The following is a 19,412-nucleotide window of genomic DNA, read 5'->3' on the forward strand; positions in this document are numbered from 1 at the left end:
TCTTGATGCCTGTCAACGGGCTGGCGGGCAGGCTCAGTACACTGGATCAATACCGCTCGGCGTTGTTGAAACTGCCAATCAGTTTTGTCATGGTAAGACCAAGGAGGCATGTCCTTGTTGACCGTTCTCATGGCGACCTATAATGGCGCCGGCACCTTGCCCCAGGTATTGCGCGCCTACATGGGACTGCGCGCGCCCGTGGGCGGCTGGCGCCTGGTAATCGCCGACAATGGCAGCACCGACGCCACGGCCCAGGTGATCGCCGCCTTCCGCGGGCGCTTGCCCTTGAGCTATGTCTACGTGGCGCGACGGGGACGCAGTCCGGCCCTGAACGGCGCCGTCGAATATGCCTTGCGCCAGGGCGGCGACGGCGGCGAGCTGTTCGTCTTTGGCGACGATGACGCCATGCCCGCATCCGACTGGCTGTGCCGCCTGCAGGACAGCGCGCGTAGCCATCCTGGCTACGCCCTGTTCGGCGGCGCCATCGTGCCCGCCTGGCGGGAACAGCCGGAGGACTGGCTGCTGCGCCTGACCCCTGTCGGCTTGACGTGGGGCATTACCAGCCCCGACCTGCGCGACGCGCCCGTGTATCCGGGCCTCGTATGGGGCGCCAACATGGCGATACGCCGCCGCATCTTCGAGGCGGGCGCCCGCTATGACGAAAGCATCGGCCCGCAGGGCGCCAACTACGCCATGGGCAGCGAAACCCGGCTCAACCTGGAGATGCATGCGGCCGGCAACCCATCCTGGTTCTGTCCGCGGGCGAGGGTGGCGCACATCATCCGCGCCCCGCAAGTGCAGCGCGCCTGGATATTGCGCCGCGCCATGCTGTTTGGCCGGGGCCAATGCCGGCTGGCGACACTCGCGCCCAGCGTGGAGTTGCTGGGCGTGCCCCGCTGGATGCTGCGCAGATACGTGCGCGACTCCCTCAGCGCCGTGCGGGCCTGGCTGCGGCGCGACCACGCCGAGCTGTTCCTGCGCCAGTGGGAACGGGCCTGGCTGCGCGGTTTCTTCCATGAAGCGTGGCGGGGACGGCGCAAACGCCTGCCGCGCGTCGTCATCAGCAGTTATTCGGGCGAGCTGGGCGGCATGGAGCTGCGCATGGCGCAAGAGGCGAGCATGCTGGGCGCGAACGGCTATGACAGCGTGCTGGCCCTGCGGCGCTTTCCCGGTTTTACTGCCTGGGCACACGGCTTGCGCGCGCGGCATCTGCAGGTGCAAGTGTATGAACCGCCCTTGTTTCTCGAACACTGGGCCTGGCGCCGCTGGAATTGGCTGCGCGCCAGGCTGACGGGCGCGTGGCGGCTGCGGCGGCTGCGGCCCGATCTCGTCCACGTGGCGTTTTGCTGGACCAGCTATGGCGCTTCCATCCTGTGGCTGGCCCGGCAATGCCGCTTGCCGGCCGTGATCAGCGTGCACAATGCGTTTCCCCTGGAAGCTTTCAGCGACTGGCAGCGGCCCCGGCTGCAGGAAGCGTTCCGCAGCGTCAAGGGCGTGTATGCCGTGTCGCCGTCGGCCATGCGGCATTTCCTCGACCTGTACCGCGACATGCTGGCGCCGCAGACGCGGCTGGCCGTCATTCCCAACGGCGTCGATACGGACACTTTTGTCGTTTCGCCCGAACGCCGGATGCTGGCGCGGCAGCAACTTGGGCTGCCGCCGGACGCGCTCGTGCTCGGTTGCGTGGCGAGACTCTCCGCACAGAAACGCCCGCAAGCGCTGCTGGCCCTGTTCGCCAGGCTGGCCGCGCAATTTCCCAACTTATATTTGGTGCTGGTGGGCACGGGGCCGCTGGAAGCCATGCTGCGGTTGCAGGTGCGGCAATCGGGCTTGCAGGAGCGCGTCGTGTTTGCCGGTTTCCAGCAGCGCGTCGAATTGCTGATGCCGGCCTTCGACCTGCATGTGCTGCTGAGCAAAAACGAGGGTTTCGGCATCGCCACCATCGAAGCGATGGCCTGCGGCGTGCCGGCCGTGGGCACGGATGTGCCGGGCACCCACGATATCCTGCACGACAGCGCCGGCGGCTTGCTGCTGCCGCTGGACGATGAGCACGCCGCCTGCGCGGCCGTAGCAACGCTGTTGCTCGATGCGCCCCGGCGCGCCCGCATGGGACGGCTGGCCCGCGAGGAGACCGTGCAGCGCTATTCGATGCCGCGCCTGGAACGCCAGCTGCGCCATTTCTATGCGGGCCTGGTGTAGGCGCGGGCGGCCCGCATGAGCGCCACCCGCCATTCGTTCTTTTTCTCGTTCGCCGAAAAGTACACGGTGCTGCTGCTGGGCATTGTCGCCACCATGGTGCTGTCGCGCCTGCTGCCGCCGGCCGAAGTGGGCGTGTATTCGCTGGGCGCCGTGCTGGTGGCCTTGGCGCAAGTGGTGCGCGATTTTGGCGTGGGGCAATACCTGATCCAGGAAAAGCAGCTCGACACGGTGAAATTGCGGGCCGCGCTGGCCACCAGCCTGCTCGTCGCCTGGCTGCTGGCGGGCCTGGTGCTGCTGGCCAGCGCGCCGCTCGCGCATTTCTATGGCGAACCCCGGCTGACCCTCGTGCTGCGCTTGCTGGCGATCAATTTCCTCCTGATACCGTTCAGCGCCTTGACCTTGCCTATATTGCGCCGGCAACTGCGCTTTCGCGCCATCTACGCCATCAACGCGGCCAATAGTGTCGTCAACCTGCTGGTGGCCGTGCTGCTGGCGCTGCAGGGCTACAGTTACATGAGCATGGTGTGGGCGGCGCTGGCCGGCTCCTGCGCTTCGCTGCTGGTGAGCCTGCTGCTGCGGCCCGCAGAGCTGCCGTGGCTGCCGGGACGGCGCGGCATAGGCGATATCGCCCGCTTTGGCGCGTATGCGACGGGGGGCGGCCTCGTCGACGAGGCGGGCGTGGCGGCGCCGGACCTCGTCATCGGCAAGCTGATCGGCATTGAAAGCCTGGCCCTGTTCGGCAAGGCGCAAAGCGTGCTCAATATCTTCAACCAGGCGATCACCAGCGCGATTTCGCCCGTCGTGTTTCCCCTGTTCGCGGCCCGCGCGCGGGAGGGGAGTGGCCAAGGGGGACAGGGCGGGGCGGAACTCGTGTATCTGCGCACGATCAGCTACATGACGGCGCTGGCCTGGCCGTTTTTTCTCTTCCTCGCCTGTATGGCTTTGCCGCTGGTCAAGGTGTTGTACGGTTCGCAATGGCTGGCCTGTGTGCCCTTGATCCGCATCATGTGCCTGTCCTCGGCCGTGTATAGCATGTTCAGCATGGCCCGCTACCTGTTCGTGGCGACGGGCCAGCTGCATGCGCAGGTGCGGCTCGATGCCTGCGCGGGCGTTATCAAAGTGGCGCTTCTGCTGGTGGCGGCGCCGTTCGGCCTGGTGGTGGTGGCTTGGGCCGTGGTGCTCAGCAACGTGCTGCGCAGCTGGCTGAACTACGGCTGCCTGCGGCGCTTGAGCGCGCTGGACTGGCGCATCCTGGCCCGGGCATTGCGCAAGAGCCTGCTGCTCTGCGGCGTCAGTGCCGTCGCGCCCGTCACTTCGCTGCTGTGGCTGCCCGTGGAGACTCCGGCGCTGCTGGCGCTGACGGGCACGGCGCTGGCCACCTTGCTGTGCTGGCTGGCCGGCCTGTTCCTGTTGAAGCATGAGCTCGCTGGCGAGTTTCTGTTATTGCAACGCAAGCTGGCTGGCCGTTGGCTGGCAGTCAAATGCACGAAAGGATGACCATGCGTGTCGGTATCTTGTCCTACCCGATGCTGTTCCAGCGCGACGGCGGCTTGCAGATCCAGGTACGCGAAACCATTGCCGCGCTGAACCGGCTGCCCCAGCTGCCGGCGCGGCCCCTGGAAGTGCAACTGGTGGACGCCAACCATGAGCGGCTGGCCGATTTCGACGTGCTGCACGTGTTCTCGGCGAGCAACGGCACTTACCGCATCATGGAAATGGCCAGCGAGCAAGGCGTGCCCGTGGTGCTGTCGCCGCTGCTGTCGCCGGGCTGGGGCCGGGCCAGCGCCTGGCGCGCGCGGCTGGCCGACCGGCTGGCGGGACGCCTGACGGAGTGGATGGTGCAGACGAGCTATGCGCAGACGCGGCGCGCCTTGCAGCTGGCCGACGTGGTGATCGCCCTGGGCGAGGCCGAACGCGACGCCATGGTGCAAGGTTTCGGCATGCCGGCCGACGCCGTCCGCGTCCTGCCGAATGGGATCAACCCGCATTTCTTCACGGCCAATGGCGATCTGTTCCTGCGCGAAACGGGCATCGCCGGACCGTTCGTGTTGATGGTGGGCAGCATCTCACCGTATAAAAACCAGCTGGGACTGGCCCAGGCGCTGGCGGGCGCCGGCTTGCCCCTGGTGTTGATCGGCGCCGCGCCGCGCGAACAGCAGGCGTATCTGCAACTGCTGCTGGACTTGCCGCACGTCAGCTGGCTCGGTGCGCTCGACCACGCCGACCCGCTGCTGGCCAGCGCCTACCATGCGGCGTCCGTGGCGGCCTTGCCCAGCCAGGGCGAAGTGTTTCCCTTGAGCGTGCTTGAAGCGCTGGCGGCCGGCACGCCTGTCGTCATGACGGCGCAAAGCGCGCTGGACTTGCCCGATTCCGTCTTCGCGCTGCGCAAGGTGGCCTGGGACGATGGCGCCGCGCAGCGCCAGGCCATCCTCGCATTGCTGGCGCTGCCGCCCGAGCGCGCCCGCGTGCAAGCCCTGGTGGAACGTTTTACGTGGGAACGGGTGGCGGCGCAGATTGCCGAGTGTTACTACCAGGCGCAGGCCTCGCCGGCCAGGAGGCAGCATGCTGTTTAATTCCTTCGCTTTCCTGTTCGGCTATCTGCCCATCGTGCTGGCCGGCTATTTTTTGCTGGACCGCCTGGCCACCGCCGCTGCATCCGCCAGCTGGCGCCGCCTGGCGCCCGCAATTTGGCTGGCGCTCGCCTCGCTGTTCTTCTATGCCTGGTGGGACGTGCGTTACCTGCCGCTGCTGCTGGCCTCGATCTGCGTCAATTACGGCGCCGGCCGCCTGATCGGCGCCAGCGCGGGCGCGGCCCGCAAGCGCGTGCTGGTCGCGGCGCTGGCGCTGAACCTGGGGCTGCTCGCCTACTACAAATATGCGAATTTCTTCATCGACAGCGTGAATGCCATTGTCGCCGGTGCTGGCGCTGCAAGCCTGCCTTTGTCCGGCCTCGATATCATCCTGCCGATCGGCATCTCTTTCTTTACCTTTACGCAGATCGCCTTCCTCGTCGATTGCTACCGGGGCGAGGTGCGCGAATACCGCTTTATCCACTATGTGCTGTTCGTCAGCTATTTCCCGCACCTGATCGCCGGCCCCGTGCTGCACCACCGCGACATGATGCCGCAGTTCGCCGATCCGGCCAACGCCCATCCGCGCGCCGCCAATTTCGCCATCGGCCTGTCGATCTTTACCATTGGTCTGGCAAAAAAGGTGCTGATTGCCGACAACCTGTCGCCGCTGGCCATGCCCGTGTTCGCGGCCGGCGCCGAACCGACCCTGATCGAAGCGTGGATCGGCGTGCTGGCCTATACCTTCCAGCTGTATTTCGACTTTTCCGGCTATTCGGACATGGCCATCGGCCTGTCGCGCCTGTTCGGCGTGAAATTGCCGCTGAACTTCAATTCGCCGTACAAGGCGGCCAATATCGCGGACTTCTGGCGCCGCTGGCACATGACCTTGTCGCGCTTCCTGCGCGACTATCTGTATATTCCCCTGGGCGGCAGCCGGCGCGGCGAAGCCATGCGCTACCGCAACCTGATGCTGACCATGCTGCTCGGCGGCCTGTGGCATGGCGCCGGCTGGACCTTTGTCATCTGGGGCGGCTTGCACGGCCTGTACCTGGTGCTGCAGCAGGCGTGGCAGCACGCGTTCGGTTCGCTCCGGGCGCGCTGGTGGCCCGCTTGGTGGCCCACCTTGCTGACCTTTTTTGCCGTCATGCTGGCCTGGATTTTCTTCCGCGCGCCCGACGTGGCCACGGCCTGGGACATCACGGGCGCGCTGGTGGGAAGCAATGGCGTGAGCCTGCCGCGCGGCCTGGCCAGCAACGCGGCCAGCCTGGCGCAATGGGGGCTGCATCCGGCCTTTGACGGCATCCGCTGGATCGAACTGGCCGGCCCCGGCTTGCCCGTGCTGCTGGGCGCCATGCTGCTGGCTTTCAAGGCGCCGAATACGCAAGAAATATTCTTTCTTTACGAGCCCGCCATTGAAAGAATCTTTCAACCGGCAGGACGCTGGGCGTTCAGCTGGCGGCCCACGCGCCGCTGGAGCGTAGGTTTGGCCGCGCTGTTCGTCGCCTGCATCTTCGGCATGAACCGGGTCACCGAATTTCTCTATTTCCAGTTCTGACCATGGATACCGCCGCCCGCCGCTACCTGACCGGCTTCCTCGCCTGCATCTGCCTGGTGCTCGGTTCCGTCTCGCTCCTGAACTACCAGGTCGACCCCTACCTGCTGCACCAGTGGGACAGCCCCTTGCTGCAGCGTCCGCGCCAGTTGAATGAAAAGCTCGGCGCCTGGGCCAAGACCTATGCCGTGGCGCGCTACCGGCCGGCCATCATCTACATCGGCAATTCGCGCACGGAACTGGGCTTGCCGACGGGCGTGCGCGCTTTGTTTGGCGGCAAGAGCGTCTTCAACAGCGCCGTGTCGGGCGCCTCGATCGGCGACGCCATCCGCCTGGCCGAGCATGCGGCCAGGGTCAGCCGCGTCGAGACCATGGTGTGGGGCATCGACGCGCCCACTTTTTCCCTGGACATGGGCGCGGCGCGGGTGGAAGACAGCCTGACGGGTGCCGAGCATGGCTTTTTCGCCCGGCGCGCCCTGGTCAACCTGAAGCGCGGCCTGACCCTGGATATGACGGAGGACAGTGTGCGCATCCTCACCGGCAAGGCTGGCGATGTCTGCCGCTCCAACCTGGCCTTGTATGGACAGCGCGACGAGACGTGCACCCGCAAGGGCATGCGGCACTGGCTCGGCACGAAGGACGCCATTCCCGTGCGGCTGCAGGAGTTCGGCGATGGACTGGGGCCGACGCCGCCATCGACACTGGCGCTGGACGCCAGCATCGGCAAGCTGTGCCGCAGTGGCCTGCGCCTGCGCCTGTACATCAACCCCACGCACGCGCTGACCTTGTATGCGCTGCACTGGCGCGGCAAGTGGGATGCCATGCAGGCCTGGCAGCGGGGCCTGGTGCAGCTCGCCGGGCGCCACCGCCAGCAGGGCTGCGACGTGCGCCTGTATGATTTTTCCGGCTTTAACAGCATCACGACGGAGGCGACCCCGCTCGTCAGCGGCAAGCCCGACATGCATTATTACTGGGAAGTGTCGCACTACCGGGACAATGTGGGCCGCTTGATCCTGGCCCGCCTGTTTGGCGGCGATACGCCGCCGCCGGCCGACTTCGGCGTGGAGCTGACGCAGGCCAACGTCGACGCCCACCATGCGGCCGCGCGCGCGGCGCGCGACCGCTATCGCGTGGAACATGCGCGCGAGGCGGCCTATGCGCAGCGGGTGCTGGACGGGCCGCTGATCCGGCGTTGAGGCAAGGAGGAGTCATGCCGTTTCATTCGTTCCCATTCCTGTCCCTGTTCATCGCCGGCAGCTGCGCCATGCGGCGGGTCGCCGAGTTTCCCTATTTCCCGTGCTGACCATGGATACCGCCGCCCGCCGCTACCTCGCCATCTTCTTTGCCTGCGCCCTGGCCGCGCTGGCACTCGTTTCCGCCGTCAATTACCGCGTTGACCCGTATCTGCTGCACCAGTGGGACAGCCCCCTGGTGCAGCGCCTGCGTCCCACGTATGAAAAGCTCGCAGTGTGGGGCAAGACGTATGCCGTGGCGCGCTACCGGCCCGCCGTCGTGTATATCGGCAATTCGCGCACGGAAATGGGCTTGCCGGCCAGCAGTATGCGTACTTTGTTCGATGGCAAGAGCGTCTTCAACAGCGCCGTCTCGGGCGCCTCGATCGGCGACGCCATCCGCCTGGCCGAACACGCGGCCAGGGTCAGCCATGTCGACACTCTCGTGTGGGGCATCGACGCTCCTTCGTTTTCGCTGGAGCTGGGCTCGGCTGGCGTGGAGCCGGGCTTGACGGACGGCGGCCCCGCCTTTTTCGCGCGGCGCGCCTTGCTCAACATCAAGCGCGGCCTGACAGTGGACATGACGCGCGACACCTGGCGCATCCTCAGCGGCAGCTATGACGGCGCCTGCCTCTCCAGCCTGGCCCTGCATGGCCAGCGCGACCAGTCCTGCATCACCGCCCGCAACCATGGCTGGGTCGGTACGGCGCGCGCCTTCACGCCGCGCCTGCAGGAATTCGGCGACGGCCTGGGGCCGACCGAAGCGGCCCTGCAGGCCTTCGATACGAGCGTGGGGAAACTGTGCCGTGGCGGCACGCGCTTGCGCCTGTACATCAATCCCACGCACGCGCTCACGCTCGACGCCCTGTACTGGCGCGGCAAATGGGATGCCATGGAAACATGGCAGCGCGACCTGGCGCAAATGGTCGGACGCCACCGGCGCCTGGGCTGCGACGTGCGCCTGCTTGATTTTTCCGGTTTCAACAGCATCACCAGCGAACCGATCCCGCAAGTGACGGGCGCGCGCGAGATGCGCTATTACTGGGAAGCGTCGCACTATCGCGAGAATGTGGGCCGCTTCATCCTGGCGCGCCTGTTTGGCGGCCCGCTGCAGCCGCCGGCGGACTTCGGCGCGGAGTTGACGGAAACCGGCATCGCGGCCCACCAGGCGGCCACGCGCGCCGCGCGCGAGCGCTACCACGCGGTGCACGCCAAGGAAACGGCCTACCTGCGCCATGTGCTGACCTTGCCCCGCGAACCCAAATAGCCTGCGGCAGGTGCCAGGCGCCAGGCGTGCAGCGTGGGGCAGGGCGCATGCGCTATGATGATGTTTTGCCATCCAGCAAGTTCCAGGACTCCCCATGAAAATCGCCTTCTTTGCCAGCCAGCCCTACGACCGCCGTTTCTTCGATGAAGCCTTGCCGTCCCAGCCCGACGCTGCCGGCATTGAACTGGTCTACCACAGCGCCTTGCTGAGCCAGGAAACCGTGGTCCTGGCGCAAGGCGCCGACGCCGTCTGCGTCTTCGTCAACGACGTGCTCGACGCGCCCGTGCTGGAATCCCTGCATGGCTACGGCGTGCGCGCCATCCTGTTGCGCTGCGCCGGCTACAACAACCTCGACCTCGAAGCGGCCAGGCGGCTGGGCCTGTTCGTTGCCCGCGTGCCCGCGTATTCGCCGGAAGCCGTGGCCGAGTACACCTTGGCCCTCGTGCAAACCCTGAACCGCCACACGCACCGCGCCTACGCCCGCGTGCGCGAAGGCAATTTCTCGCTGGACGGCTTGCTGGGCGCGACACTGCACGGCAAGACGGTCGGCATCGTCGGCACGGGCAAGATCGGCCTGGCGACGGCGCGCATCTTCAAGGGTTTCGGTTGCACGGTGCTGGGCCATGACCCGTATCCGGCGCCCGCGTTCGAGCAGCTGGGCACGATGGTGGAATTGCCGCAACTGCTGGCCGAATCCGACATCGTCTCGCTGCATTGCCCGTTGATGGACAGCACGCGCCACATGATCAGCGAGGCAACGTTGCCGCTGATGAAGAAGGGCGCCATGCTGGTGAATACCTCGCGCGGCGGCCTGATCGACACGGGCGCCGTCATCGAGGCGCTCAAATCGCGCCAGCTGGGTTCCCTGGCCATCGACGTGTACGAGCAGGAAAGCAATCTGTTCTTCCAGGACCGCTCGTCCGACATCATCGACGACGATATCTTCCAGCGCTTGATGACGTTCCCGAACGTGCTGGTGACGGGCCATCAGGGTTTCTTCACCATCGAAGCGCTGCGCGAGATCGCCGCCATCACGTATCATAACCTCGCGTGCTTCCGTCAGGGCAAGGCTTGCGAGAACAGCGTACTAGCCAGCTGACACCTGCTTTTTAGGCTTGGGCGGCGGCTTGGGTTTCGGCAGCGGCAAGGCATCGGCCGTGCGCCGCGCCAGTTGGCTCAGCCAGTCGCGCTCATCCCACAGCCCGCCATCGATGAGGAAATACGGCTTGGCTTGCGGATAAGGCGGCGCTTCCTGCAGCGTGCCTTGTGCGCTGATCCAGGCGCGTCCCGCATCCGTCGGCTTGATGAAGAGCTGGTCGTCGGCGACGATGGCGAACATCTTGCCGTCGCAATACAAGCCGTATTCGCCAAACATTTTCTTTGCGCTGAGGCTGCCCGCGCCCGCCATCTGGTCGAGCAAAAAATCCACCGTGCCTTGCTGTGATGCCATGTCGTCCTCCGTGTGAAAGAACAGTGTAGCGCACTGGCAAGGATTCGCCGACGCGGCTACACTACGGCCATTGATTTTTTCGCATGACTTATTTTCCATGACACCCGAGCATATTATTCACCGCGGCATCAGCATTACCACCCTGGCCGCAGGCGACTCCATCGAAACCCATTGCGCACCGGGCCACACGGCCATCCGCCAGCAGGCCGACGGCTGGTGGCTGTACTTTGTCGACGAGGATGGCAAGGTCGACGGCTACGACAGCCCGTTCGCCAGCCACGCCGAAGCGCTGTGGGCGGCCAAGGCCGCAGCCGAGTTCAGCGCGCAATGAAGGCCAGTCCCTGGGCTTTCCTGGGCTTGCCGCAAGCCCCCGTGCCGGAAGCGGAAAGCGCGGACTACGGCGCCTGCCGCGCCGACATGCACGGCAAGCGCCTGGTCTTGCGCGTGGCGAAAACCACGCCGACGAAAACCGGCCAGTTCGTCACCGTCTGGAAGCGTCCCCATCCTGACGCCGACATCGCCCCGCTGGACGAAGTCGATCCCGTCGATGTCGTCATCATCGCCGTGGCCGACGACGATGGCGCGCGGCATGGCTTTTTCATTTTTCCGCGCAGCGTGCTGCTGGAACGGGGCGTGATGTCGCGCGCCAGCCAGGGCGGCAAGCGCGCGCTGCGCGTGTATCCGCCGTGGTGTGTGCCAGAGTCCATCCAGGCGCAGCGCACGCAGCGCTGGCAGGGGGCGTGGTTTGTGACGGCGGGGGATCAGCAGGGGCTGGCAAAGCTGCTGGACATCGCCTGACGTTTCCGGCCCAGGGGCAGATATACATACTGAACAGCATGGGAAAGCGGGAATGAAGTCCTTTTTTGATGGAAAAATTTATCTGACGCTTTTTGTCGTGTTCGCGATCTTCGTTCTTTCCCAACTGGGGCGCAATGACACGCCCAAGCGCGGTCCCGACGTCATGCAGTTCATCGAGAGCGACCTGGCCGAAGTGCTGCAGAACGGCGGTAATGTGATCGACCGGACGAGCCGGGTGCAGCTGCATGGTGTGGTCTATTCGGTGCGCTTCAAGGACGAGGGCTGGAGCGCTGCGCTGCGCGACAGGAATATCGCCACCTTGCGCAGGCTGGACTGGACGCAGCGTGCACCGGCCGTGCTGTGCAAGATGGGCGCGCAGGCGACCATCGGGGAAGGCGAGAGCATGTATCGTGGCCAGGGCACGAATAGCATCAATTTCGACTATAGCGCGAAGACCGTCAGGGCGTGCGCGGCACCGGCCCCATCGTCGAGTTACTAGCGCTTTGGGGCGGCTCCAGTATCCGGTGCGTGATCGTGTCGGAATGGCAGCGTTGCCCTGCCTGGACAGGAAATTCAAAGAAAAAAGAAAGTGAAATGCAATTGCTTATAAATAAATATGGTCAGCACATCATTGATGCGGCGGCCAGGCTCTCGTAGCGTGAAAATGTTGCAGTATTGATCCATTTCATCAAGCGCCAGGCGCCATTGATGGAGCAATTCGATGTCCGCTAAGCGGACAGGATCTAAAAGGTCAAGTTTAATGTGGAATTTTTTTAAGCGTAAAAATACGCCAGAATTGCCTATCACGCCTCAGATTGTGGCGCAGGTTGAAGTTGAGATAAGTCAAAATAGGTCTGCAGAAAAAAATAAAATATCCTTCTTGTGCGCTGAAAAAATTCTTGAGTATTTTGAAAACTCCCAGGGACTTCTGACACCTGACAGCGAGAGTGAACTCGACTCGCCGCGGGTACGCCAACAACTCTATAAAATTCTGCTGGAGCGGCCACTCGCGCCATACTCCACGCTGATTCGACAAGTCTTTGAGAAGGAAGTGCAGTATAGAATTGCGCTTTGGAATGGGACAATTAAGGATGATGGTGATCCTTACGAAGGAATTTATCGTTGTGCGTTCTTGCTTTATCGTTTAGGCAGCACGAGCGATATCGAGGCCCTTTGGGTGGCAAAGCATATCAATATGGATGTCGGAACATCAATGGGCGTGGAATTTTTTATTGGTGCGGGATTTCAAGTGACAGTTTCATATTTGGCAGAATCGAACTTGCAGGATGCGGATGAAATATCCTCTTACGTAGCCGGCTGGTTCGACCAGGACGATTCAGAAAAATGGCAAAAGGACTGGGAGCTAAGTATGGTGCAGAATATTTCAAGTACCGGCGATTCGTGAAGGCCCACAACGGCGCAGAACCTGCCAACAGCGGCAAGCAGCCGGAATTCGTCACGCCAGCAAACGCGGGCCGCAACTCATCCGGGAAAATGACCGTCCATGACTGATATTTGACGGCCTGTCGCAATCCCGCATGGCGGCAGGACGGGCTGACGTATCGTCAACGTTTCCTTCCTGGCATCCGTCCATCACCGTTGAAAGAATCGTTCATGCGAGTTCATCCCCTGGCACTGGTCCTTCCCCTGTTGTTCGCAAGTGGCGCCCGGGCGGACGCATTGGACGACATCATCAAGGCCGAAATGAAGATGCGGCAAATCCCCGGACTGTCGCTGGCCATCATCGAGAACGGCAAGATTGTCAGGGCGCAAGGGTACGGTGTCACGGAAAAGGGTGGCAAGACGCCGGTCGGCCCGCACACGCTATTCCAGGCCGGGTCGGTCAGCAAGCCGGTGGCCGCGCTGGGGGCGCTGCACCTGGTAGAGCAGGGCAAACTTTCCCTTGACGAGGACGTCAATACCCGGCTGCTCACGTGGAAGCTGCCGGACAGCGCCCTGACGGCCGAACAGAAGGTGACCTTGCGCAGGCTGCTCAGCCACAACGCGGGGTTGACCGTGCACGGCTTCCCCGGCTACGCCAGCAATGTGCCGCTGCCCACCGTGGTCCAGGTGCTGAACGGCGAGCAACCCGCGAATACCGCGCCCATCCGCGTTGACATCGTTCCGGGCAGCAAGGTGCGTTACTCCGGTGGCGGCTATACCGTCATGCAACAAATGGTGGCCGACGTCAGCGGCCAGGCGTATCCCGACTACATGCGCGACGCGGTCCTCACGCCCTTGGGCATGCAGGAGAGTTCCTATGTGCAACCGCCGCCAGCCGAGCGCGCGCGCCTGAATGCCAGCGGCCACCTTGCCGACCGCAGCCTGGTGGCGGGACGCTGGCATGTGTATCCGGAAATGGCGGCGGCCGGTTTATGGACCAACGCGTCGGACCTGGCGCGCTTCGCCATCGGCGTGCAGCAATCCCTGGCGGGCACGTCGAATCCGGTCATTTCGGCAGCCTTGACGCAACAGATGCTGACCCCGCAAATAGAGAACGCGGGCCTGGGCGTCTTCCTGCACGGCAGCGGCAGCACGCAACGCTTCTCGCACGGCGGGCGTGACGAAGGCTTCGACACCTTGTTGACGGCATTTTCCCGCACCGGCCAGGGTGCCGTGATCATGATTAACGCGAATGACAATTCCCGCATGATGGACCGCCTGACCGACGCCATCGGCCGCGCTTATCGCTGGCCGGATGCCGATTACGCCGTCTTGCGCAAGCAGCCCGCCATCAAGATCGATGCCAGGGCGCTCGGCCGCTACACGGGCCGCTACGAGTTGGGGAACAACACGATAGGCACCTTCGATGTGCAGGGGGGGCAGCTGCGCAGCATTTACGATGGCTTGCCGGACGAAACTTTCGTGCCTGTCGGCGCGCACCGTTTCCATTCGACGTCGCGCAATTGCGAATTGGCGTTCGCCGTCGATGCACAAGGCGAGGTGACAGGCGTCGTCGTGACGACCAAGGACAAAGCGAACAAGGCGCCGCGCATCGGCCCGCTGATGCACACTTTGAAAGCGCGCACCGCCCCCAAGCCTGCGCGTACCCGGAGTGTGCAGGCATTGCTGGCCGATATCGCGCGTGGCGGCAGCGCCCTGGCCAATTCGGATTTTGCCACGCCAGGCATCAAGAGCAACTTTGGCACACAGGCGATTGGCGAACTCGCCAATGTGAAGTCACTCACTTTTTTGCATGAGCAAGCTGTTGCAGGCCGCGCGATCGAACGGCATGGCAGCAAGGTGGACAGCGTCCTTGCCTACCACGTCAGCGGCATCCAGCCGGAGCGCACGCTGCTGGTTTACCTGACGGCGGACGGCTTGTTTGCCGACTTCGATCTGGTGGACGACTGAACGCTGCGGTGGAGCACGGTGTTTCCCTGGAAATAAACAACGAACCGACAATTTCCCATGAAAAATCCCGATACGGACAACAAGGCGCTGCTGCCATTAAAAACAGTGGCGTTTTCTTTCTTGCTGATGGCATCCGCTTTCGTGCATGCCCAGGCTGGCGATCATGCCCATGCGGAAAAGGCCGATGATTACTCCGCCAGGATTGACAAGCTGGTACAGGCGACCAGTCCAAGAAGTTTTAATGGCGTCATTCTCATCACGAAAAATGGAAAAACAAAATACTCGAAAGCCCATGGCTATGCGGATTTTGAGAACAATATACCGTTAAGGCTGGACGATAATTTCAGGATCATGTCGAACAGCAAGCAAATGACGGCTGTATTGATTTTAAGGGAAGTTGAAAAAGGCAAGATAGACTTGCACAGTCCTGTAAGACGATACTTGCCCGATTTGCCGCAAGCCTGGGCCGATCAAGTGACCGTGCATCAATTGCTCAACTTTTCGGCGGGAATCACTGAAATCGACCAGCCGCTGAGTTTCAAGCCCGGGACGGATTTTCTGTATGGCGTGACGACGTATACCATGCTGGGTCAGATTTTTGAAAAAGTCAGCGGGAAAACGTATATCGAGGCAGCAAATGACTTGTTCAAAGAGTTGGGGATGAAAAACAGTTTTTGCTATGAGGAAGATAAAAACAATGACGTCATCAATGGATATGTGAATACGAAAAATGTATTCGCGCTGAAGGCGCATCCCGTGCAGGGAAAAAACTGGATCGGCTTCATCCCGGCCGGCGGCATTGTTTCAAATGCAAAAGATTTGATGATCTGGGATGAAAATCTGCATCGGGGCAGATTGTTAAAACCGGAAACTTATCAGCTGATGAAGAGTTATGATATATCCAGCCAGCATGTCGCTTTCGGCGACGGGAAAAACGGTTATGGTTACGGCGTTTATGTGAGCGATACAACGCCCGTCAAATATATAGGCCACTCGGGAAAAGGCTTGGGATTTGCATCGATTAAAGTGTATTTTCCTGAAAAAGACGTCGATGTGGTTGTGCTGGAAAATCAATATAGCGAGGATAGCGGCCTTCATTACTATTTTGAAATAAAAATAAGAGAAATAGTAATGAATAGCAATCTTTTACGATAGCCGGGGCCAGGTAGAACGGCCGTTTCGCAAGTCGCCTGGCGTGGATTTGCAAGCACGGCCCGCCAGATTAAAACGTGCCAGGCCGCGTGCGCGGCAACAGAGTTCCAGGCGCACGCGTATCCGGCAAATGTCGCTCCTGCGTCGCTGCAGGTGGCCTGGCTAGGCGACTTTGCTGAGTACATAGCGGTACTTCCCCGACGCCTCCGCCGCAATCTCGTCGACTTCCTCGATGGCGATGTCCACTTGCGCGCCCAGCCTGGCCTGGAAGCCGGTAACGATGGCGGCCCGGGTGGCGTCATCCAGGCGCGGCAGGCAGACCAGCAGCACGCGCGTGCGCAGCAGGCTTTCCTGGATGATCTTGAAGCTGCGCACTTGCGGCAGTTCGCGCACGATGTAGACGAGGGCCAGGCCGTGCATGACGGTGCCATCGACCGCCGTGAGGAAATCCGTGCTGCGGCCTTCGATTCTCTGCAGCAGGGGCAGGCCGCGGCCGCAGGCGCACGGTTCTGCACCCAGCGCGCCCACGTCGCCCGTGGCGTAGCGGATGAAGGGGTAATCCTGCGTGGCCAGGTGGGTGACGACGATTTCGCCCGTGGCCCCTGGCGGCAGCGGCTGGCCGTGGCCATCAAGGATTTCCACGATGATGTCTTCGGCCGTGATGTGCATGCCGCCGTCCGGGCATTCGTGGGCGATGAAGCCCGCGTCGCGCCCGCCGTAGCCATTGGCCACGGGACAGGCGAAGGCGGCGGCGATCTGCGCGCGCTGCTCGTCGTACAGGCGTTCGGCCGTGACGAACGCCACTTTCACGCCCAGGCCGTCGAGCGGCAGGTCGCGCGCGCTGGCGTGGCTGGCGATGCGGCACAGGGCCGACGGATAGCCGAACAGCATGCGCGGACGCCAGCGGCGCAACTGCCTGACATAGCCATCGAGGCGCGCGGGCGACATGGCAAACGCGGGCAGCAGGGTGGTGCGCAGCAGCGCGTCGCGCAGGCGGCGCACGCGGTCTTGGGCATGCAGCTCGATGGGCGAACCCCACAGCACTGCTTCACGGTCGCCGATGTCGACGCCCCACCAGCGCGTGGCGCGCCACTTGGCGGCGATGTCGTGGCTGACCCTGCGCCGTCCCAGGAAAAACTGCAGCGGCTCGCCGCTGGAGCCGCCCGTGGCGAACGGCCGCAAGCCCACGGCGCGGGCCGACTTGAAGCTGTCGCGCGCGGCGGCGATATCGCCCTTGCGCAGCAGCGGCAGGCGCGACAGATCGCTCAGTTGCCTGACCTGGCCGGGATCGAAACCGCTGCGGGCGAACAGCGCCCGGTAATGCGGCACGTGATCGGCCGCGTGGCGCAGCAGCGCGCGCAGGCGCGCCAGCTGCCACGCTTCCAGCTGCTGCGCGCTCCACCATTGCGAGCGTTCCAGCCGGCGCAGCAGGCGCGCGCTGTGGTGGCCCTTGCACCATTCATGCAGGGGAAACAGCCAGCGGGCGACGCAGCGCGTGTAGGCGCCGGGGCGCGGCGCGGCGCGGATGCGGCGGTAGTGCGCGGCCAGCCTGGGCGCGATGCCGGGCCAGCCGAAGGCGGCGGCGTGCGCCAGGCCCGCCTGCACTTGCTGCCGCGCGCGCGGCGGGTCGCGCAGCAGCGCCAGGATGGCCTGCGCCATGGCCGGCGGCTCGCCGGGCGGCACCAGCAGCGCCGTCACGCCATCCTGCAGCAGGGCGGGGATGCCGCCCACGTTGGTGCTGACGACGGGCACGCCGCAGGCCAGCGCTTCGAGCACGGAATTGGGCATGTTGTCGGCCAGGCTGGGATTGAGGACGATGTCGCTGGCCTGGTACAGCGCGGGCATGGCGGCATTGTCGACGGGGCCGGCAAAGCGCACGGCATCCTTCACGCCGAGGGAGCTGGCCAGACGCGCCAGCGCCGCGCGCTGCGGCCCGCCGCCGGCCAATACCAAGCGCGCCGCGGGAAAAGCCTCGCGCACGATGGCGAAGGCGCGCACGGCGCTGGCGTTGTCGTACAGGCTTTCCAGGTGCCGCGCCACGAGGATGCACGGGCCGTCCCCGGACGGCGCACGTGGCGCAGCCGGCGCAAAGCGCTGCAAGTCCACCACGTTCGGCACGATGTGGGCCGTATGGCCATATTGCTCGAAGATGCCGGCCAGGTAGGCCGAGGGCACGACGATGGCGCTGGCGCGGCGCAGGCTGAACGCCACCAGGCGCGGCGAGCGGGCGAAGAAGGCGGCCGCTTCGCCGCCCCGGTAATTGAGCAGGGCAGGCTTGCCTTTCAGGCTGGCGATCCACAGCGCGGGCGCTGCCTGCAAATGCCAGGACCAGCCGGAATTGGCCATGATGTGGAACAGGTCGACCGTATTGGCCGTGCGCCACAGGCGCCACAGCAGCAGGGGCAGGCGCAGCGCGGCGCGCAGGTAGCGGATGCGCGCCAGCCAGGGCGGCAGCGCGGGGCCGTTGACGGCCAGCAGCTGCACTTGCGCGCCATCTTCGCGCAGCTTGCGCGCCAGTTGCGCCGTCTGATTCGCCATGCCGCCGGCCGGCGGCGGCAGCGGGCCGACCAGCGCGATGCGCAGGCCCGTGAAGATCATGGCATGACTCCGGCCGCATTCACCGCCATGCGGGCCGCCGCCACGCGCGCATACACGGGCGCATAGCGGCCCACGCTGGCGCCCCAGCTGCGCTCCGTCTCGACGAAGGCGCGCGCCTGGCGCCGCAGCGCGGGCCAGCTGGCGGGCGCCAGCAGCAAAGCCAGTATGGCTTGCGCCAGCGCCTCGGCGTCGCCGGCGCGAAACAGCATGCCCGTCTTGCCATGCTCGACCAGTTCGCGGTGGCCGCCCACGTCGGACGCCACCACCAGGCGGCCCTGGGCCATCGCTTCGAGCGGTTTCAAGGGCGTCACCAGCTCCGTCAGGCGCATGGGCAGGCGCGGATACACGCAGATGTCGACCAGCTGATAATAGGCGGCCACCTGCGCATGCGGCACTCTGCCCGCGAAGACCACCGCGTGGGCTATGCCCAATTGGGCCGCCAGCGCCTGCAGCGCCGCTTCCTGCGGCCCGCCGCCGGCCAGCAGCAGCCGCAATGCCGGCTGCGCCGCCAGCAGGCGCGGCATGGCGCGCAGCAGCAGGGCCAGTCCTTCGTAGGCGTAGAACGAGCCGATGAAGCCGAGAACCAGATGGCCATGCAGGCCCAGTTTATGCGCCAGCCACAGGTCGCCGGACGCCGTGACGCTGAAGGCGCCCGCATCGACGGCGTTCGGAATCACGGTGATTTTATGTGCGGGCACGCCGCGCGCGCACAGCTCGCGCCGCAAGCCGTCGCAGATGGTGGTGACGGCATCGGCGCGGCGCAGCGCGTAGGTTTCCAGTGCGCGCGTGAGCCGGTAGCGCAGGCCGCCGGGCCGGCTGCTGCCATGGTCGGCGGCCGCGTCTTCCCAGAAAGCGCGCACTTCATACACGACGGGGATGCCCAGCGCGCGGCCCGCGTTGAGGGCCGCGATGGCGTTCAGGGCCGGCGAATGCGCATGCAGGATGTCGGGCTTGATCCGCTGCGCCAGCCGGCGCAGGCGCACGGCCAGGCCGATGATGACGGCCGCTTGCCGCAGCACGGGCAGGCGCGCCCACCAGCGCGCATCGGGCGCCGTGCGGTAGAAATGCCAGCCGTCGACCAGCTGCTGCGCGCCTTCGGACGGTCCCTGCTTGGCACTGGTGAGCTGCATGGTGTGCCAGCCCAGCGCACGCTGCTGCCGCAGGATGGCCAGCGTGCGGAAGGTGTAGCCGCTGTGCAGGGGCAGCGAGTGGTCGAGGATGTGCAGGATGCGCATGG

General features: G+C 64.4%; 16 protein-coding genes. 13 read left to right on the top strand and 3 right to left on the bottom strand.

All coding sequences use genetic code 11. The features are described 5' to 3' along the window. The first annotated feature begins 114 nt into the window (after positions 1-114). The 7 genes from CSQ92_RS06475 (at position 115) to CSQ92_RS06505 (ending at position 9,922) form a co-directional block, all read left to right on the top strand. On the top strand, positions 115-2,199 hold the full coding sequence (locus CSQ92_RS06475; RefSeq protein ID WP_257219135.1) for a glycosyltransferase: 2,085 nt from the start codon (positions 115-117) through the stop codon (positions 2,197-2,199). Positions 2,200-2,214: 15 nt separating this feature from the next. Then, positions 2,215-3,696, top strand: coding sequence for a lipopolysaccharide biosynthesis protein (locus CSQ92_RS06480; RefSeq protein WP_099393583.1), 1,482 nt, complete (start codon positions 2,215-2,217; stop codon positions 3,694-3,696). Between the two features lie 2 nt (positions 3,697-3,698). Next, positions 3,699-4,772 (top strand): glycosyltransferase family 4 protein, encoded by a 1,074-nt coding sequence (locus tag CSQ92_RS06485; RefSeq protein ID WP_257219136.1) that lies wholly within the window; start codon positions 3,699-3,701, stop codon positions 4,770-4,772. After that, positions 4,762-6,327, top strand: coding sequence for an MBOAT family O-acyltransferase (locus CSQ92_RS06490; RefSeq protein ID WP_099393585.1), 1,566 nt, complete (start codon positions 4,762-4,764; stop codon positions 6,325-6,327). Before CSQ92_RS06485 ends, CSQ92_RS06490 begins: the two co-directional genes overlap by 11 nt. Before the next feature lie 2 nt (positions 6,328-6,329). Continuing rightward, positions 6,330-7,520, top strand: coding sequence for a hypothetical protein (locus CSQ92_RS06495; RefSeq protein ID WP_099393586.1), 1,191 nt, complete (start codon positions 6,330-6,332; stop codon positions 7,518-7,520). A gap of 109 nt (positions 7,521-7,629) precedes the next feature. Further along, positions 7,630-8,823 carry a hypothetical protein gene (locus tag CSQ92_RS06500; RefSeq protein ID WP_099394602.1) on the top strand — a complete coding sequence of 398 codons (1,194 nt, stop codon included), beginning with the start codon at positions 7,630-7,632 and terminating at the stop codon, positions 8,821-8,823. A 94-nt stretch (positions 8,824-8,917) separates the two neighbouring features. Next, the gene (locus CSQ92_RS06505; RefSeq protein ID WP_099393587.1) at positions 8,918-9,922 is read left to right on the top strand and encodes a 2-hydroxyacid dehydrogenase; all 1,005 of its coding nucleotides are present in this window, start codon (positions 8,918-8,920) and stop codon (positions 9,920-9,922) included. Here the strand turns inward: CSQ92_RS06505 and CSQ92_RS06510 are convergent. Then, on the bottom strand, positions 9,911-10,273 hold the full coding sequence (locus tag CSQ92_RS06510; RefSeq protein WP_092604842.1) for a TfoX/Sxy family protein: 363 nt from the start codon (positions 10,271-10,273) through the stop codon (positions 9,911-9,913). The two genes, CSQ92_RS06505 and CSQ92_RS06510, sit on opposite strands and share 12 nt — an antisense overlap. 97 nt (positions 10,274-10,370) lie before the next feature. On the opposite strand from CSQ92_RS06510, the gene CSQ92_RS06515 reads away from it, so the two are divergent. The 6 genes from CSQ92_RS06515 (at position 10,371) to CSQ92_RS06540 (ending at position 15,580) form a co-directional block, all read left to right on the top strand. Then, complete coding sequence (locus CSQ92_RS06515) at positions 10,371-10,604, top strand: hypothetical protein (RefSeq protein ID WP_099394603.1); 234 nt, start codon at positions 10,371-10,373, stop codon at positions 10,602-10,604. After that, positions 10,601-11,071, top strand: a complete 471-nt coding sequence (locus tag CSQ92_RS06520; RefSeq protein WP_099393588.1) for a MepB family protein — start codon at positions 10,601-10,603, stop codon at positions 11,069-11,071. The genes CSQ92_RS06515 and CSQ92_RS06520 overlap by 4 nt, the downstream gene beginning before the upstream one ends. Positions 11,072-11,123: 52 nt before the next feature. Then, positions 11,124-11,570: a hypothetical protein gene (locus CSQ92_RS06525; protein WP_099393589.1), complete on the top strand. Its 447-nt coding sequence runs from the start codon at positions 11,124-11,126 to the stop codon at positions 11,568-11,570. Between the two features lie 222 nt (positions 11,571-11,792). Further along, positions 11,793-12,476, top strand: coding sequence for a hypothetical protein (locus tag CSQ92_RS06530; RefSeq protein WP_180276953.1), 684 nt, complete (start codon positions 11,793-11,795; stop codon positions 12,474-12,476). A 275-nt stretch (positions 12,477-12,751) separates the two neighbouring features. After that, positions 12,752-14,425, top strand: coding sequence for a serine hydrolase (locus tag CSQ92_RS06535; protein WP_180276954.1), 1,674 nt, complete (start codon positions 12,752-12,754; stop codon positions 14,423-14,425). A 57-nt stretch (positions 14,426-14,482) separates the two neighbouring features. Then, positions 14,483-15,580, top strand: a complete 1,098-nt coding sequence (locus CSQ92_RS06540; protein WP_218964041.1) for a serine hydrolase domain-containing protein — start codon at positions 14,483-14,485, stop codon at positions 15,578-15,580. Positions 15,581-15,739: 159 nt separating this feature from the next. Here CSQ92_RS06540 and CSQ92_RS06545 read toward each other — a convergent pair whose 3' ends face one another. Together CSQ92_RS06545 and CSQ92_RS06550 are read right to left on the bottom strand one after the other, a co-directional pair. Beyond that, complete coding sequence (locus CSQ92_RS06545) at positions 15,740-18,175, bottom strand: glycosyltransferase (protein ID WP_099393592.1); 2,436 nt, start codon at positions 18,173-18,175, stop codon at positions 15,740-15,742. After that, a complete protein-coding gene (locus CSQ92_RS06550; protein ID WP_099393593.1) occupies positions 18,172-19,410 on the bottom strand; it encodes a TIGR04063 family PEP-CTERM/XrtA system glycosyltransferase in 1,239 nt (412 codons plus the stop codon). Before CSQ92_RS06550 ends, CSQ92_RS06545 begins: the two co-directional genes overlap by 4 nt. Positions 19,411-19,412: the final 2 nt, after the last annotated feature.

Source organism: Janthinobacterium sp. BJB446, assembly GCF_002735655.1.
In the GTDB taxonomy this organism is placed as follows: domain Bacteria; phylum Pseudomonadota; class Gammaproteobacteria; order Burkholderiales; family Burkholderiaceae_D; genus Janthinobacterium; species Janthinobacterium lividum.

Excerpts from the sequence above, each read along its gene's own strand:
- CSQ92_RS06550 (WP_099393593.1), bottom strand. The coding sequence starts at position 19,410 with ATGCGCATCCTGCACATCCTCGACCACTCGCTGCCCCTGCACAGCGGC.
- CSQ92_RS06490 (WP_099393585.1), top strand. The coding sequence starts at position 4,762 with ATGCTGTTTAATTCCTTCGCTTTCCTGTTCGGCTATCTGCCCATCGTG.
- CSQ92_RS06515 (WP_099394603.1), top strand. The coding sequence starts at position 10,371 with ATGACACCCGAGCATATTATTCACCGCGGCATCAGCATTACCACCCTG.
- CSQ92_RS06540 (WP_218964041.1), top strand. The coding sequence starts at position 14,483 with ATGAAAAATCCCGATACGGACAACAAGGCGCTGCTGCCATTAAAAACA.
- CSQ92_RS06545 (WP_099393592.1), bottom strand. The coding sequence starts at position 18,175 with ATGATCTTCACGGGCCTGCGCATCGCGCTGGTCGGCCCGCTGCCGCCG.
- CSQ92_RS06525 (WP_099393589.1), top strand. The coding sequence starts at position 11,124 with ATGAAGTCCTTTTTTGATGGAAAAATTTATCTGACGCTTTTTGTCGTG.
- CSQ92_RS06500 (WP_099394602.1), top strand. The coding sequence starts at position 7,630 with ATGGATACCGCCGCCCGCCGCTACCTCGCCATCTTCTTTGCCTGCGCC.
- CSQ92_RS06505 (WP_099393587.1), top strand. The coding sequence starts at position 8,918 with ATGAAAATCGCCTTCTTTGCCAGCCAGCCCTACGACCGCCGTTTCTTC.
- CSQ92_RS06530 (WP_180276953.1), top strand. The coding sequence starts at position 11,793 with ATGTCCGCTAAGCGGACAGGATCTAAAAGGTCAAGTTTAATGTGGAAT.
- CSQ92_RS06510 (WP_092604842.1), bottom strand. The coding sequence starts at position 10,273 with ATGGCATCACAGCAAGGCACGGTGGATTTTTTGCTCGACCAGATGGCG.
- CSQ92_RS06495 (WP_099393586.1), top strand. The coding sequence starts at position 6,330 with ATGGATACCGCCGCCCGCCGCTACCTGACCGGCTTCCTCGCCTGCATC.
- CSQ92_RS06485 (WP_257219136.1), top strand. The coding sequence starts at position 3,699 with ATGCGTGTCGGTATCTTGTCCTACCCGATGCTGTTCCAGCGCGACGGC.
- CSQ92_RS06520 (WP_099393588.1), top strand. The coding sequence starts at position 10,601 with ATGAAGGCCAGTCCCTGGGCTTTCCTGGGCTTGCCGCAAGCCCCCGTG.
- CSQ92_RS06480 (WP_099393583.1), top strand. The coding sequence starts at position 2,215 with ATGAGCGCCACCCGCCATTCGTTCTTTTTCTCGTTCGCCGAAAAGTAC.